At 52.0% G+C, this 14,891-nt stretch carries 12 protein-coding genes; 1 reads left to right on the top strand and 11 read right to left on the bottom strand.

The genetic code is table 11. The features are described from left to right. Position 1 precedes the first annotated feature (1 nt). The 11 genes from DW47_RS0103730 to serC form a co-directional block, all read right to left on the bottom strand. Positions 2-895, bottom strand: a complete 894-nt coding sequence (locus DW47_RS0103730) for a phosphotransferase (RefSeq protein WP_029685002.1) — start codon at positions 893-895, stop codon at positions 2-4. Between the two features lie 76 nt (positions 896-971). Then, complete coding sequence (gene kdsB / locus DW47_RS0103735) at positions 972-1,724, bottom strand: 3-deoxy-manno-octulosonate cytidylyltransferase (protein ID WP_029685003.1); 753 nt, start codon at positions 1,722-1,724, stop codon at positions 972-974. Continuing rightward, positions 1,721-1,903 carry a Trm112 family protein gene (locus DW47_RS0103740; RefSeq protein ID WP_029685004.1) on the bottom strand — a complete coding sequence of 61 codons (183 nt, stop codon included), beginning with the start codon at positions 1,901-1,903 and terminating at the stop codon, positions 1,721-1,723. The genes kdsB and DW47_RS0103740 overlap by 4 nt, the downstream gene beginning before the upstream one ends. Positions 1,904-2,045: 142 nt before the next feature. Further along, positions 2,046-3,029, bottom strand: coding sequence for a tetraacyldisaccharide 4'-kinase (lpxK, locus tag DW47_RS0103745; protein WP_029685005.1), 984 nt, complete (start codon positions 3,027-3,029; stop codon positions 2,046-2,048). Further along, entirely contained in the window at positions 3,026-4,774 is a 1,749-nt protein-coding gene (gene msbA, locus DW47_RS0103750; protein WP_029685006.1) for a lipid A ABC transporter ATP-binding protein/permease MsbA, read from the bottom strand. Before msbA ends, lpxK begins: the two co-directional genes overlap by 4 nt. A gap of 34 nt (positions 4,775-4,808) precedes the next feature. Further along, complete coding sequence (locus DW47_RS0103755; protein ID WP_152473129.1) at positions 4,809-7,061, bottom strand: DNA internalization-related competence protein ComEC/Rec2; 2,253 nt, start codon at positions 7,059-7,061, stop codon at positions 4,809-4,811. Positions 7,062-7,275: 214 nt separating this feature from the next. Beyond that, complete coding sequence (gene ihfB, locus DW47_RS0103765) at positions 7,276-7,572, bottom strand: integration host factor subunit beta (protein ID WP_029685008.1); 297 nt, start codon at positions 7,570-7,572, stop codon at positions 7,276-7,278. Between the two features lie 89 nt (positions 7,573-7,661). Beyond that, entirely contained in the window at positions 7,662-9,341 is a 1,680-nt protein-coding gene (rpsA, locus tag DW47_RS0103770) for a 30S ribosomal protein S1 (protein WP_152473130.1), read from the bottom strand. A 129-nt stretch (positions 9,342-9,470) separates the two neighbouring features. Further along, a complete protein-coding gene (gene cmk, locus DW47_RS0103775; protein WP_029685010.1) occupies positions 9,471-10,151 on the bottom strand; it encodes a (d)CMP kinase in 681 nt (226 codons plus the stop codon). A 145-nt stretch (positions 10,152-10,296) separates the two neighbouring features. Continuing rightward, a complete protein-coding gene (gene aroA / locus DW47_RS0103780) occupies positions 10,297-11,577 on the bottom strand; it encodes a 3-phosphoshikimate 1-carboxyvinyltransferase (protein WP_029685011.1) in 1,281 nt (426 codons plus the stop codon). A gap of 73 nt (positions 11,578-11,650) precedes the next feature. Further along, positions 11,651-12,736, bottom strand: coding sequence for a 3-phosphoserine/phosphohydroxythreonine transaminase (gene serC / locus DW47_RS0103785; protein WP_029685012.1), 1,086 nt, complete (start codon positions 12,734-12,736; stop codon positions 11,651-11,653). 285 nt (positions 12,737-13,021) lie between these two features. On the opposite strand from serC, the gene ycaO reads away from it, so the two are divergent. Beyond that, positions 13,022-14,785 carry a 30S ribosomal protein S12 methylthiotransferase accessory factor YcaO gene (gene ycaO / locus DW47_RS0103790; protein WP_029685013.1) on the top strand — a complete coding sequence of 588 codons (1,764 nt, stop codon included), beginning with the start codon at positions 13,022-13,024 and terminating at the stop codon, positions 14,783-14,785. Positions 14,786-14,891 lie beyond the last annotated feature (106 nt).

Below are 14,891 nucleotides of genomic sequence, written 5' to 3' on the forward strand. Positions count from 1 at the left end.
TTCACTCAAGCCAAGGCAGCAAATCAGCCTTGGCTTGCCGAAAGATGTCAGCACAAAAAGGCTGATTGTGCACCTGCAGTTCGACTTGATACCACAGCCGGTAGAGGGCATTTCGCCACACAAAGCCTTCATCTACCTCTGCTTGGCTGAGATAAGCACTGACAATCTGTCGGCCAAGGTGGCTTTCTTGCAGCCGAAACAGATCGTACTCCGCTGGCGCCCACAGCATTCTACCTGGCTGAACAATGGCCAGTAACTGCTCCGTGCGGGGGTCTTTTAATAAGGTACTGAGTTGTAGATTACCGTGCACCATGACATTAGGTGCCTGGAGGTCGGCAAACAGTTTTCGATGACAATCGCGGGTCTGAAAAAGAAACTGTCGATCTTCAGCAGAAATCCCCTGCTGCTGTTTATGACGTAATAACGAAAATAGCACGGCACTGTACTGAGAAAACCAGTCGGACCAGTTCAGAGGCTGACTGCTGTCCACATAACCGCTCAGCCCCTGCGAGGGCTGCTGGTGCCATTGACGCAGAGCCGCAGCGACCTGCCCTGTTAGCTGCTGGCAGTGTTGAGATGAACGGATAGGTGCTTCTAGGGAGATCCCGCCCAGCCGTTCTAGCAAAAGCAGTTCGTGGAAAGGTCGACGTTCACTCACCACTACTGCATAGACAGAGGGAACACGGACTTGACTGTTGTCACGCAGTAGCATCAGCTTACGGGCTTCCTGTTCCGCCAAACCAGGGCGAGTAAAACAGCGTACCGCCATTGGCATGGCTTGCCCTGATTGATCATAGAGCGCGAACAGGCAGGATTGCGGTTGATGGCTAAGGGGTTCTACTCGGCTAATGGGTTCGCCGAGGATCATACTGAGTTCGGACTTCAACAGTTCCATGCTTCCTCCGGAAACCAAGTCTACACAGCAAGCCGTGCGGACGGGTATATCATCCCTGATCTACCCCTGTGTCAGTTTATATGTCAGCCAAGATCGCTCTAACCCGTTGGAGGTCTACCTCGGTGTCCACCCCAACCTGCGGAGTCTCATGGGCAACATCCACGTGAATCTTCTCGCCATACCACAATACCCGCAACTGCTCGAGGAGTTCAATCTGCTCGAGGGCACAAGGTTGCCAGTTTACGTAACGACGGATAAAACCGGCCCGGTAGGCGTAAATGCCTATATGGCGTAATAAGCCATCCCCAACCTGCTGATTTGAATGGGCATACCGCTCACGATCCCACGGGATGGTGGCACGGGAAAAGTAGAGGGCATAGCCCTGATGGTCTGTGACCACTTTTACCGCATTCGGATTAAATGCCTCTTCCGCATCGGTCAGAGGCACCGCCAGTGTGGCCATTCCAGAGGTTGCGGCCGCGAGATTATCTGCCACTTGACGAATAATAACCGGTGGTATCAGTGGTTCATCACCCTGCACATTCACAATAATATCATCGTCGGCGAACTGGCACGACTCAATGACCTCCGCCAAGCGTTCAGTGCCCGATTGGTGATCTTCCCGGGTCATACAGACTTCACCACCGGCAGCGGTCACTGCCGCCGCAACATCCGGATGGTCGGTCGCCACAATCACACGGTTTGCACCGGATGCCTGGGCCTGGCGCAGCACATGAATTACCATCGGCTGGCCATGAATATCCACCAGCGGCTTACCGGGTAAACGGGTTGAGGCGTAGCGTGCAGGAATGATGACCACAAAACTCATGACAGGCTCTCTTCCGCTGTCAGTGAACGGGCTTCATTTTCTAACAATACCGGAATACCATCACGAACCGGATACGCCAAGCCGTCGGCCTTACAGATCAATTCTTGGGTTGATGATTGAAACTGCAACTTACCGTTGCAAACCGGACATGCCACTATTTCGAGTAAACGGTGATCCATATTTCCTCCGTCACGGACCGCTGAAATCAGAAAGCTAGCATATCACAGCCGTCCAGAGAGGAGACATTGTTTGTCGCTCTGCAAAAGAAAACAGAGGCCTAGTGGCCTCTGTTCAGGGGAATGATTTTAGGTCCAGCCTATATCAACGCGCGCGCGCCAAATTGCTAATGGTCTCGAGAAGTTGCTGTGACTGACGGCCATCCAACTGTGCTGTCACTGGAAGATACCACCAGTCCTCTGCCGCGAAGGCACGGCACTTAACCGCATCTTTTTCAGTCATCAGTAAAGCCTGACCGGGAGCTATGGTCGCTGTCAGTTCCTGTGCCGTATATGCATGGTGATCGGCATAGGCAATCTCGGAGACCGGGGTAACGCCAAGGGATCTGAGCGTGGCAAAGAAACGCGGTGGATGACCAATACCGGCCATGGCCACGACCTGACAGAGATCGGTGACAGGGCAGGTTGCTCCGCTAAGCAGATTTACCGCTTGACCAGGTTGCAAATGCATCGCAATTTCACCGCTGTTAGCAACACCACCGTTAACGATCACCGCATCCACCGAGTCCAACCGCGATGCACGCTCACGCATCGGTCCTGCTGGTAGCCACCAGCCATTACCGAAACGACGCATACCATCAACCACCACCACTTCGATGTCTCGTTGCAACGCATAGTGTTGCAGGCCATCATCGGTCACGATGACGTCGACAGGAGAAGCAGCTAGTAATGCCTTGACCGCTTCAACACGCCGTGGCGCAACCGCCACCGGTACGCCGGTACGTTGGTGGATAAGTACCGGCTCATCACCGGCCTCTGCCGTTAACGTCTGTTCATCCAGTAACAACGGATAATGGGCGGCCTTACCGCCATAACCTCTGGAGACCACGCCGACCCGTAATCCACGTTGTTGCAGTTGTTCCGTCAGCCAGATCACCACCGGTGTTTTGCCGTTCCCGCCGGCAGTCAGGTTACCGACCACCACCACCGGCACCGGTGCACGCCAACGGCGGCGCAAGCCAGTGCGATAACTCCAACGGATCAATGCCGTCATAGCACCGTATAGCAGCGAGAATGGCAGCAATAGCCGCCAGCCCCCGCACTTACCGCTCCACAAGCGTTCAATCATTGGCCGAATTGCATGTTATGCAACTGTGCGTAGGCACCACGGCTCTCTAGCAGTTCCTGATGAGAACCCCGTTCGATAATGCGGCCGTCTTCCACTACCACGATCTGATCAGCCTTTTCGATGGTCGACAGACGGTGAGCAATCACCAGTGAAGTCCGGTTTTTCTGGAGTTCATCCAATGCTGACTGAATGGCACGTTCCGATTCAGTATCCAGAGCCGAGGTGGCTTCATCAAGGATCAGCACCGGACAATCGCGCAGTAAAGCACGGGCAATGGCGATACGCTGACGTTGTCCGCCGGACAGTAGTACACCGTTCTCACCGATTACCGTATCAAGGCCATTTTCCATCTTACTGATAAAGTCCATGGCATGGGCCATTTTGGCGACCTTTTCGATCTCTTCGCGGCTGTACTGAGACTCACGGGCGTAGGCGATATTGTTGGCGATAGTGTCGTTAAACAGGTGCACATTCTGTGAAACCAGTGCGACCTGATTGCGCAGCGATTGCAGGGTATATTCACTTAGATCATGCCCATCAAGGGTGATTTCACCGGACTGAATATCGTAAAAACGGGTCAATAGGCTGGCAATGGTCGATTTACCTGAACCGGACCGCCCTACCAAGGCCACGGTCTTACCTGCAGGCAGGTCCATGGTAATATTACGCAACGCTGGCACTTCACGCCCTGGATAGCAGAAAGTGACATCTTTAAATTGGATATCTCCCCGAGCACGATCAATCTCCAACTTACCGTTATCCACTTCCTGTTCTGAATCAAGGATTGTGAACAGTGTTTGACAAGCCGCCATTCCACGCTGGAACTGAGCATTGACGTTAGTCAGTGATTTCAACGGACGCATTAGGGCGATCATCGAGGAGAACACCACGGTAATCGTCCCCGCGGTTAGGGTATCCATGACCGATGGAAAACTGGCGGCATACAACACAAATGCCAGTGCCAGCGAGGCGATTAACTGGATGATCGGATCCGAAATCGAAGACGCTGAAACCAGCTTCATGCCCTGTTGACGCATGCGGTTACTGACTGCATCAAAACGTTTGGTTTCAATCTCTTGACCACCGAAGATCAACACTTCTTTATGCCCTTTGAGCATCTGCTCGGCACTGGTGGTCACCTGCCCCATGGTATTTTGCATGGTTTTACTGATACCACGAAAACGTTTAGAGACCATCCGAATGGCGATAGAAACTATTGGCGCCAACACGATGAGGATCAGCGACAACTGCCAGCTGTAGTAAAACATCATAATAAACAGGCCAATAATCGATGCCCCTTCACGGACCACTGTTACCAGTGCACTGGAAGAAGAAGAAGCGACCTGTTCTGAATCATAGGTGATCCGAGACAGTAGTGTCCCGGTAGACTGCTGGTCAAAGAAGGCAACTGGCATGCCCATCATGTGGGCAAATAAACGACGGCGCATACGCATGACAACATTCCCGGATACCCAGGAAATACAGTAGCTTGATATATAGCTGGTCACACCACGGACCAACATTAGTCCGATGACCGCTAGCGGCATCCAGACTAAAACGGATTTATCAGCCTTACCAAAGCCATCATCAAGTAAAGGTTTGAGGAGCGATAACATCAAGGTATCGCCGGCTGCGTTCAGTATCAGAGCAATTGCTGATACCACCAGCCCCGCCTTATGCGGCGCAATCATTGGCCAGAGTCGACGGAATGTCTGCCATGTTGAGAGATCTTTATCTGGATGCATTATTTCTTCACGTTGTTTGATATTGCTACCTATTCTACCTGTAATCAGGTTTCACACCAAACCACTGATGATACCAGCGTGGGAAAATTTCTTCGCGCAGTTGTGAAATCTGGTAGCCCCGATTGTCAATCTTCAAGGTAATCTGACCAGACACAGCCGTATCAAACCAACGAAATCCATTATCGCGGTAACGGCTAATCACCGAGGATGATGGCATTTTCCACGCGTTGTAGCGAGCCAACGAGGCTATAGCCACCTGCCCTTGTACCCTGCGCAGCAATACCGGCAGCGAGGAGGTATTGCTGCCATGGTGTGGAACTTGGATAAAGGTCGAGGCTAATCGCTGCTTCTCTAGCGCGACCAGTTGTTGCTCCCCTTGCCGTTCAATATCACCGGTCAGCAATAGGCTAAAGCGACCGTCTGAAACGCTGATTACACAGGAATCATTATTGCCACTGCGCGACTGTCGGACGGGCGGCCACAGTACCTTGAAATTGAGTCGCTGCCATTGCCATTGATCACCGCGCTGGCAGGAAAGCGACCCCGCGGTGGCAAATGCTGTGCGCAGTGGCAACTGTGGCCACCTCGCCTGTAGTGACTGCCAACCACCATAATGATCGAGATGGCGGTGGCTAATGATCACTTGTTGCGGCCGCAACCCCTGCTGTAGCAGCCAGGGTACGATGATAAGTTGCCCGGCATCGCTGGTTTGCCAGCGATTACCGGTATCATAAATGACGGCTTCATCTCCTTGGCGGATCACTACCGACAAGCCATGGCCGACGTCCAGCATATCAACACGCCATAACTCCTTTCGTACAGGGTAGCGCCACAGAAGACAGCACAACAGTATGGCAAGACAGTGTCCGGGAAAGCGAAGGATCAACAGACTGCGCGTCACGGCCAGTCCCCCCCAGACTAATACTGCCCACAAACTGAAATCTGTTACCGATCGCCATCCCGGTGGTGGACTTTCTAGCAACAACACCAGCCACTGCAGTGAGTCATCGGCCAACTGCCATATGCCGCCAGAGTGACCAGTAGGCAGTAGCAGCAATGCTAACGCACTAAGTGGCAGAGTCACCAACGACACCAAGGGGATCGCCACCATATTGGTGGCCAACGCACTGAGGCTGATGCCTTTGAACAGCAGCGCTTGCAGCGGCAGCATCAATAGCAGCATTCCAGCCTGTAGATGTAACAATTGCAACAAATGCCAGCGTCGGCCGCGGGCATACGGTGGCGACAGCGGGAACCAGCGGTACCAGCTCAGCAGCATCAGTACCGCTAACCAGGAAAGCCAGAAGCTGTCCGATAAGGCCAGCAACGGGTCACTCACCAATAACAGTGCCCCACATAACAACCACACCTGCCAGCTACTGACATTCTGAAAGCGCTGACGGAACAGATACCAAAGGGTCATAGCCAGCATAGCCCTCAGTGCTGGAGGCTGCCCCCCAGACAACCAAGTGTAACAGGCAGCCAGCACCAAGCTGCCAACACGAGGAACTATCGGGTGCAGCAAACAGTGTGGTAACACTCTCTGTATTGCCCGTAACAGCCACCAACCGATGCCCGCAACCAAGCCAATATGCATCCCAGAAATCGCCATCAGGTGGGCGATACCGGTCACGCGGAATAACTGTGACACCGATGGCGGTAGGGTATCCCGTAACCCGAATAATAGCGCGCGGATCACACCACTGTAGGTAAGTCTATCCGTTTCCACCTCGCTGGCGCTAATCACTCGGCTACGTAAGTCACAGGCAGCATTAAGGGCTGTTTTGTCCAGCATTTGTCCCTGCAGGGGTATACCGTTAGCCAGTGCATTGCGCTGACTGTCATAACCCCCTTCGTTCAGTAGACTGTGCACGGGTTTTAGCCGTAGCCTCATAACCCAGCGCTGACCGGGACAGATATCCAGCATAGTGCCTTGACTGTAGATCCAGGCCGACAGTACCGGGAACAACACCGCCTGATCACTGCGACGAATACGCACCTTAACACGTTCTTTAAAGGGCTCTACCGCGCTGACAGTCACCTCAGCCGTGATCGGACGGAGGGTCAGTGCACGTATCTGTGACAGTTGCTGCTGAGCAGAGGTCGCGGCCCAGCAGAATACCCAGATAAATAGCGCCCCGCATTGCCAGACTCTGTTATCACGGCGGACTAGCCATAATGACAACAGCAACAAAAATCCTATCAGCCCACGACTCGGTAGTTGTGGTAGAAACAGTAGCATTGCCACCGCCGTCACGATAATAAGGCAACAAGCAGTAAGATTCACATGGCTCCCCCGTCGAAAAAGGAGACTATGACAGTGTGGTGCAATGGACAACAGCGAGGTAATGACAGGTTGCGCAGTATTTGGCAGGGTATTCAAGGAACAGAACGGAGGGAAATATTTTTACGGAAGTTGCTCCGCAGAACGGCAGTTGTTGTTGAACGATAGACAAAAAAAAACGATACCAGTAGGTATCGTTTTTAGCATCTTCTGAAAGTCAGGCTTTGGCATTCAGCGCCAGATTAGCACGGTCACGTAACTCTTTACCGGGTTTAAAGTGGGGAACGTATTTACCTTCCAGTTCCACCTTATCGCCAGTTTTCGGGTTACGACCAGTACGTGGGGCGCGGTAGTGCAAAGAAAAACTGCCAAATCCACGGATTTCGATACGATCGCCCTGAGCCAAGGTAGATGCCATATGTTCCAGCATCTCTTTCACAGCATCTTCAACAGCCTTGGCCGGAATATGTGTTTGCTGGCTGGCAAGGCGCTCGATCAACTCAGACTTAGTCATGGATCCTCCGATGATTTCCTATTTGGAACAATTGACAGCTTGCCTGATCGGACAACAGCCATTGGCTGCTGTCCGCTATTTCAGGGCAATTACTCGCCTTTAGATGCCGCTTTGAACGCTTCAGCCATCGCGTTAGAGAAGTTGCCTTCGTCTTGCTGCTTGTTGTTCACAGTAGCAATAGCATCTTTCTCGTCAGCTTCGTCTTTCGCACGGACAGACAGGCTAACAACACGGTTCTTACGATCAACACCGGTAAACTTAGCTTCAACATCGTCGCCAACGTTCAGAACCAGAGTTGCATCTTCGATACGGTCGCGTGAAGCTTCAGAAGCGCGCAGGTAACCTTCAACGCCGTCAGCTAATTCAACTGTAGCACCTTTCGCGTCAACTGCAGTAACTTTACCAGTTACGATCGCACCTTTTTTGTTCAGTGTGATGTAGTTGTTGAAAGGATCTTCAGCCAGCTGCTTAACGCCTAAAGAGATACGCTCACGTTCTGCATCAACCTGCAGTACAACGGCAGCGATTTCGTCGCCTTTTTTGTACTCACGAACAGCTTCTTCGCCAGTCGCATTCCAAGAGATGTCAGACAAGTGAACCAGACCATCGATACCACCGTCCAGGCCGATGAAGATACCGAAGTCAGTGATTGACTTGATTTTACCTTCAACGCGATCGCCTTTGTTGTGGGTCTCTGCGAACTGCTGCCATGGGTTGGATTTGCACTGCTTCAGACCCAGGGAGATACGACGACGTTCTTCGTCGATGTCCAGAACCATAACTTCAACAACATCACCGACGTTAACAACTTTAGACGGGTGAATGTTCTTGTTGGTCCAGTCCATTTCAGAAACGTGTACCAGACCTTCAACGCCTTCTTCGATTTCAACGAAGCAGCCGTAGTCAGTCAGGTTGGTCACGCGGCCAGTCAGACGAGTGCTTTCTGGGTAACGCTTAGCGATAGCAACCCAAGGATCTTCGCCCAGCTGTTTCAGGCCCAGAGATACACGGGTACGCTCGCGGTCGAATTTCAGTACCTTAACGGTGATTTCGTCGCCAACGTTAACAATTTCGCTTGGATGTTTAACACGTTTCCACGCCATATCAGTGATATGCAGCAGGCCGTCAACACCACCCAGATCAACGAATGCACCGTAGTCAGTCAGGTTCTTAACGATACCTTTGACTTCCATGCCTTCCTGCAGGTTTTCCAGCAGCTGATCACGTTCTGCACTGTTCTCAGATTCGATAACAGCACGACGTGAAACCACGACGTTGTTACGTTTCTGATCCAGCTTGATTACTTTGAATTCAAGCTCTTTGCCTTCCAGGTGCAGAGTATCACGAACCGGACGTACATCTACCAGTGAACCTGGCAAGAACGCACGAATACCGTTCAGCTCAACAGTGAAGCCGCCTTTGACTTTGCCATTGATAACACCGGTAACGGTTTCAGCTTCTTCGTACGCTTTTTCCAGCGTGATCCACGCTTCGTGACGCTTAGCTTTCTCACGAGACAGCAGGGTCTCACCGAAGCCGTCTTCTACAGCGTCCAGGGCAACGTCAACTTCGTCACCTACCTGGATTTCCAGTTCGCCGGCTGCGTTTTTGAACTGCTCTGCAGGAATTGCAGATTCAGATTTCAGGCCCGCATCAACCAGGACGATGTCTTTGTCGATAGCAACAACAACACCACGAACAATGGAACCCGGACGGGTTTCGATTTCATTCAGCGACTCTTCAAAGAGTTGAGCAAAAGATTCAGTCATATTGATAATCTTAGGATTCTTCAATTTAACGTCCATCTGACATCATTGTCGGATGGGGTTGTTTCACATTCTTCGCCTCATCCATGAAACGAAGGTAGAGCATTCGGCACGGTCATTACCGTGATAGTATTAGGATGTCTTTAGCAATGAATGCGCATAATTCAGCGATTTTTCAATCACTTGATCTATGGTCATACCGGTAGAATCAATCACCAGTGCATCACTTGCAGGCACTAAAGGCGCCACTGCACGGTTACGGTCCCGGTCATCCCGTTCCTTTATCTCGGATAAAAGGCGCTCAAAGTTAACATTAAAGCCCTTATCCTGCAACTGTAGCATGCGCCGCTCCGCTCTTTCTTCGGCGCTGGCATCAAGGAAAATTTTCACCTGTGCCTCCGGGAACACCACAGTTCCCATATCACGGCCATCAGCAATCAGGCCAGGAACTTCCTTAAAGGCTCGCTGGCGACGCAGCAGCGCTTCACGAACCCGCGGAAATGCCGCCACTTTCGAGGCAGTATTACTCACTTCCTGGGTGCGGATCTCCTGGGTCACTTCTTCCCCTTCCAAAATGACCTGCAGTTCGCCGTTCAGCGACACAAAGCGGACATCTAGATGGGCGGCCATCGGCACCAGTGACTCTTCAGAACTGATGTCGACCTGATGATGGAGGGCCGCCAGAGCCAACACTCGATAGATGGCGCCGGAATCCAGCAAATGCCATTGCAGTGCTTCCGCCAGCGCTTTGCACAGCGTCCCCTTCCCTGCCCCGCTTGGGCCATCGACGGTAATCACCGGGACTGTTGTCATTATTCTCTCCTCGTTACTGCTCAGGGTTTCAGCCTGGAAAAATCCGTTACGCTAAGTATACCTTCTCTGCCGCTAACCCGCAGTAGCTTATTCCGACAACCCGCACCGGTCACCGAATATTCCGCTAAGACTGAACCCCGTACTCTTAACGACTCAGGGCTGCAAACTGGCGGAAATAGTCAGGGAACGTTTTCGCCGTACAACCCGGGTCGAGAATGGTGACCGCAGTATCCGATAACGCCACCAGCGAAAAACACATCGCGATACGGTGATCATTATAGGTCTCAATTTCCGCATGGGTCAGGGTTTGCGGTGGAGTGATACGAATATAATCGTGCCCTTCATCCACAATGGCTCCCACTTTACGAAGCTCTGCCGCCATGGCCGCCAAACGATCGGTCTCTTTAACCCGCCAGTTATAGATGTTGGTCATCAGAGTACTGCCTTCGGCAAACAGGGCTGTAGTGGCAATGGTCATAGCCGCATCAGGGATATGGTTCATATCCATCTCAATACCTTTAAGGGTACCGCGGTGACAGGTAATATAATCCTCGCCCCATTCAATCTCGGCACCCATTTTTTCCAGTACATCCGCAAAACGGATATCGCCCTGTACGCTATTACGGCCGATCCCGGTAACCCGAACGCTCCCCCCTTTGATGGCCGCTGCCGCCAAGAAGTAAGAAGCTGATGATGCATCGCCTTCCACTAAGTACTCGCCCGGTGACTGATAACGCTGGCCACCCTGGATCACAAAACGCTGATACTGCTGATTTTCCACCTCAACCCCGAAGCATTTCATTAAGTTAAGGGTAATATCGATATAGGGCTTAGAGACCAACTCGCCTTTAATAGTGATGACAGTCTCTTCAGGCGCCAGCGGTGCAGCCATCAGCAGCGCCGTCAGGAACTGACTGGAGACACTCCCATCGACACAGATTTCTCCCCCGCGGAAGCCACCTTTCAGTTCCACCGGTGGATAGTGTTCATTTTCCAAATAGTCGATCTCTGCGCCACCTTGACGCAATGCATCGACCAAGTGACCAATCGGACGCTCTTTCATTCGCGGCTCACCGGTGAGCACAATACGATTATCCGCTAAACTCAAGGCTGCGGCCAATGGACGCATCGCGGTACCCGCGTTACCAAGGAACAGCTCCAACGCCTTATCCGAATGCAGGGCAGCACCGGTGCCGGTCACTTCACACAGGGTACGATCGTCAGATAGGCGATAGCTGACACCCAACTGGGATAAGCCGTTCAGCATATGTTTAATGTCGTCACTGTCTAGCAGGTTAGTGAGACGGGTAGTCCCTTCGGCCATAGCGGCCAGCAGCAGGGCACGGTTAGAGACGCTTTTAGATCCTGGCAGGTTAATGGTTCCGTCAATGTGCGATATCGGTTGTAAGGTCAGAGAATCGGTCATGTTTTTTACTCTTTTTATAAGAAAAAACCCCGTCGGGGACGGGGTAAGCATCACTACTGAATAACCCGTTGGATTAGCCGTGACGGCGCTCAAAGTCCAGCATAAAGTCAGTCAGTGCCTGCACGCCGGCCAGAGGCATCGCATTGTAAATTGAGGCGCGCATCCCCCCCACCACACGGTGACCTTTCAGTGCATGTAAGCCCTGGCTCAGAGACTCTTCCAAGAACAGCTTGTCCAGCGCGGAATCGGCTAACTGGAAAGGCACGTTCATGCGTGAGCGGTTAGCGGCCGCCACATTATTGCGATAGAAATCGCTGTTATCAATGGTGCTGTACAGCAGTTCGGCTTTTGCTTTATTGATTTTCTCCATCGCCGCGACACCGCCCTGCTCTTTCAGCCACTGGAAAACCAGTCCTGACAGGTACCACGCATAGGTTGGCGGGGTATTGAACATGGAATCGTTGTTTGCCAGCACCTGGTAATCGAACACCGAAGGCAGATCTTTACGGGCATGACCCAACAGATCTTCACGAACTATCACCAGCGTCAGGCCGGCAGGACCGATATTTTTCTGGGCACCGGCGTAAATCACGCCAAAACGGCTGACATCAATCTGATGAGAAAGAATGGTTGAGGAGAAGTCCGCGACCACTACTTTGTCGCCGAAATTTGGTTGTTCATAGATAGCCGTGCCATCGATGGTTTCATTCGGGCAGTAATGGACATAGGCGGCATCATCATTCAGCTGCCACTGGTTCATAGGCAGCAATGCCGTTTTACCATCCTGATTGACTTTGATATCAATGGTGTTCGGTGAGCAGAATTTTTCCGCTTCTTTAATCGCACTGTGAGCCCAGTAACCACCGTCGATATAGTCTGCGCTGGCGGCACCATTCAGCAGGTTACCGGGAACGGCAGCAAACTGTCCACGGCCACCACCATGACAGAACAGTACTTTATAATTAGACGGAATGTTCAGCAGATCGCGAAAATCCTGTTCTGCTGTCTGTGCAACCTGAATAAATTCTTTGCTGCGATGACTGATTTCCATTACGGAAGTGCCCAGTCCCTGCCAGTTGGTCAGTTCCTGTTCTGCACGACGAAGCACTTCTGCCGGCAGCATTGCGGGGCCGGAACTAAAATTATACACCTGCGTCATTTCTACTCACCCTGTTACCACGAACGATTATCCGATAGCTGTCGGTTTTATCACTGCCACAAAAGCGCTGCAATAATAAATCATCCTTAAGGTTGAATTTAATGAATATCACCATCAGGCCGCCGCAGTCAGGGGGATTATTCTGTCCTGCCAAACAGAGGAGCGGTAGTCGCAGAGGGCTTTTTCCAGACAATTTTCGCCGTGGCCGATAGCCGCCACCGGATAAAATCCGTATCATTGACCGTTAACAGACCCCTTTATCATACTCTGGGAGTACGCGGCACTATGACGCACACTTTTATTCCAGGCAAAGATGCCGCATTAGAAGATTCAATTACCCGTTTTCAGGACAAACTTCAGGGGCTGGGCTTCAACATTGAAGAAGCCTCATGGCTAAACCCGGTTCCCAATGTCTGGTCGGTTCATATCCGCGACCGTGATTGCCCCTTGTGCTTTACTAATGGTAAAGGTGCCAGTAAGAAAGCCGCGTTAGCCTCTGCACTGGGTGAGTACTTTGAGCGTTTATCCACCAATTACTTTTTTGCAGATTTCTGGCTGGGTAAAGACATTGCGGAAGGTGATTTCGTTCATTACCCGAATGAAAAATGGTTCCCGCTGACCGATGATGACAGTCTGCCAGAAGGGCTGCTGGATGCGGACCTGCACGCGTTTTACGATCCCGATAATATGTTGGGTGCGAGCCTTTTGATCGACCTGCAATCCGGGAATGACGAACGTGGGATTTGCGCCCTGCCGTTCACCCGCCAGTCTGACAACGCACAGGTGTACATCCCGATGAATATTGTCGGTAACTTGTATGTCTCCAATGGTATGTCCGCCGGGAATACCGCCAATGAAGCTCGGGTTCAGGGGCTGTCAGAGGTATTTGAGCGTTACATTAAAAACCGCATTATCGCAGAGTCCATCAGCCTGCCAGCGATCCCTGACAGTGTAATGGCACGCTATCCCGCGGTTACCGCAGCTATCCGTCAGCTTGAAGCGGAAGGTTTCCCCATTTTTGCCTACGACGCCTCACTGGGCGGAAAATATCCCGTTATCTGTGTAGTCCTATTCAATCCAGCCAACGGAACCTGTTTTGCCTCCTTTGGTGCACATCCGGACTTTGGAGTGGCGTTAGAGCGTACGGTCACTGAACTGTTGCAGGGTCGCAGCCTGAAAGATCTGGATGTGTTCACTCCACCGACCTTCGATGATGAAGAAGTGGCTGAACACACCAACTTGGAAACGCACTTCATCGATTCCAGCGGCCTGATCTCTTGGGATATGTTCAAGGATACGCCGGATTATCCGTTCGTTGACTGGTCTTTCTCCGGAACGACCGAACAGGAATTTGCCACCCTGATGGCGATTTTCCGTGACGAGAACAAACCCGTCTATATCGCCGATTATGAGCATCTGGGTGTCTACGCCTGCCGCATTATCGTGCCGGGAATGTCTGACATTTATCCCGCCGAAGATCTGATGCTGGCGAACAATAATATGGGCGCTGATTTCCGTGAGACCTTCCTCAGTCTGCCGGGCAGCGAATGGCAAGCTCAGGATTATCTTAACCTGATCACCCGTATCGATGACGAAGGTCTCGACGATTTCACCCGTGTTCGCGAATTGCTGGGTCTGGCCACCGGTAAAGATACTGGCTGGTCAACGCTGCGCGTCGGTGAATTAAAAGCGATGCTCGCCTTGGCGGGGGGTGACCTGGATCAGGCATTGATCTGGACAGAGTGGACGATCGAATTTAACGGTTCAGTGTTCAGTGCTGAACGCGCCAATTACTATCGATGCCTGCAAACCCTACTGTTACTGGCGATGGAAGAAGATCGTACTGCGGTAGAATATCTGAATGCCTTCAATCGCATGTATGGTAGCGAGACCGTAGAAGCGGCCTCAGCGGCCATCAGCGGTGAAGCTCCATTCTATGGCCTGCAAGCCGTGGACAGCGAACTGAAAGCCTTCCCGGCTCACCAGTCTCTGCTGGCCGCCTACGAAAAACTGCAGGTGGCGAAGCGCCGTTTCTGGCAACAGGGCTAACCGCATTCACCGATAACAGCGCTGCACAGCCAGCGCTGTTTTTTTCTCTATAACCCTCCCTTGACCTGACCGGACACCACCGCACCTCAACAAAATAAGCACTTTT

It is taken from the genome of Tatumella saanichensis (assembly GCF_000439375.1).
Classification (GTDB): Bacteria; Pseudomonadota; Gammaproteobacteria; order Enterobacterales; family Enterobacteriaceae; genus Tatumella; species Tatumella saanichensis.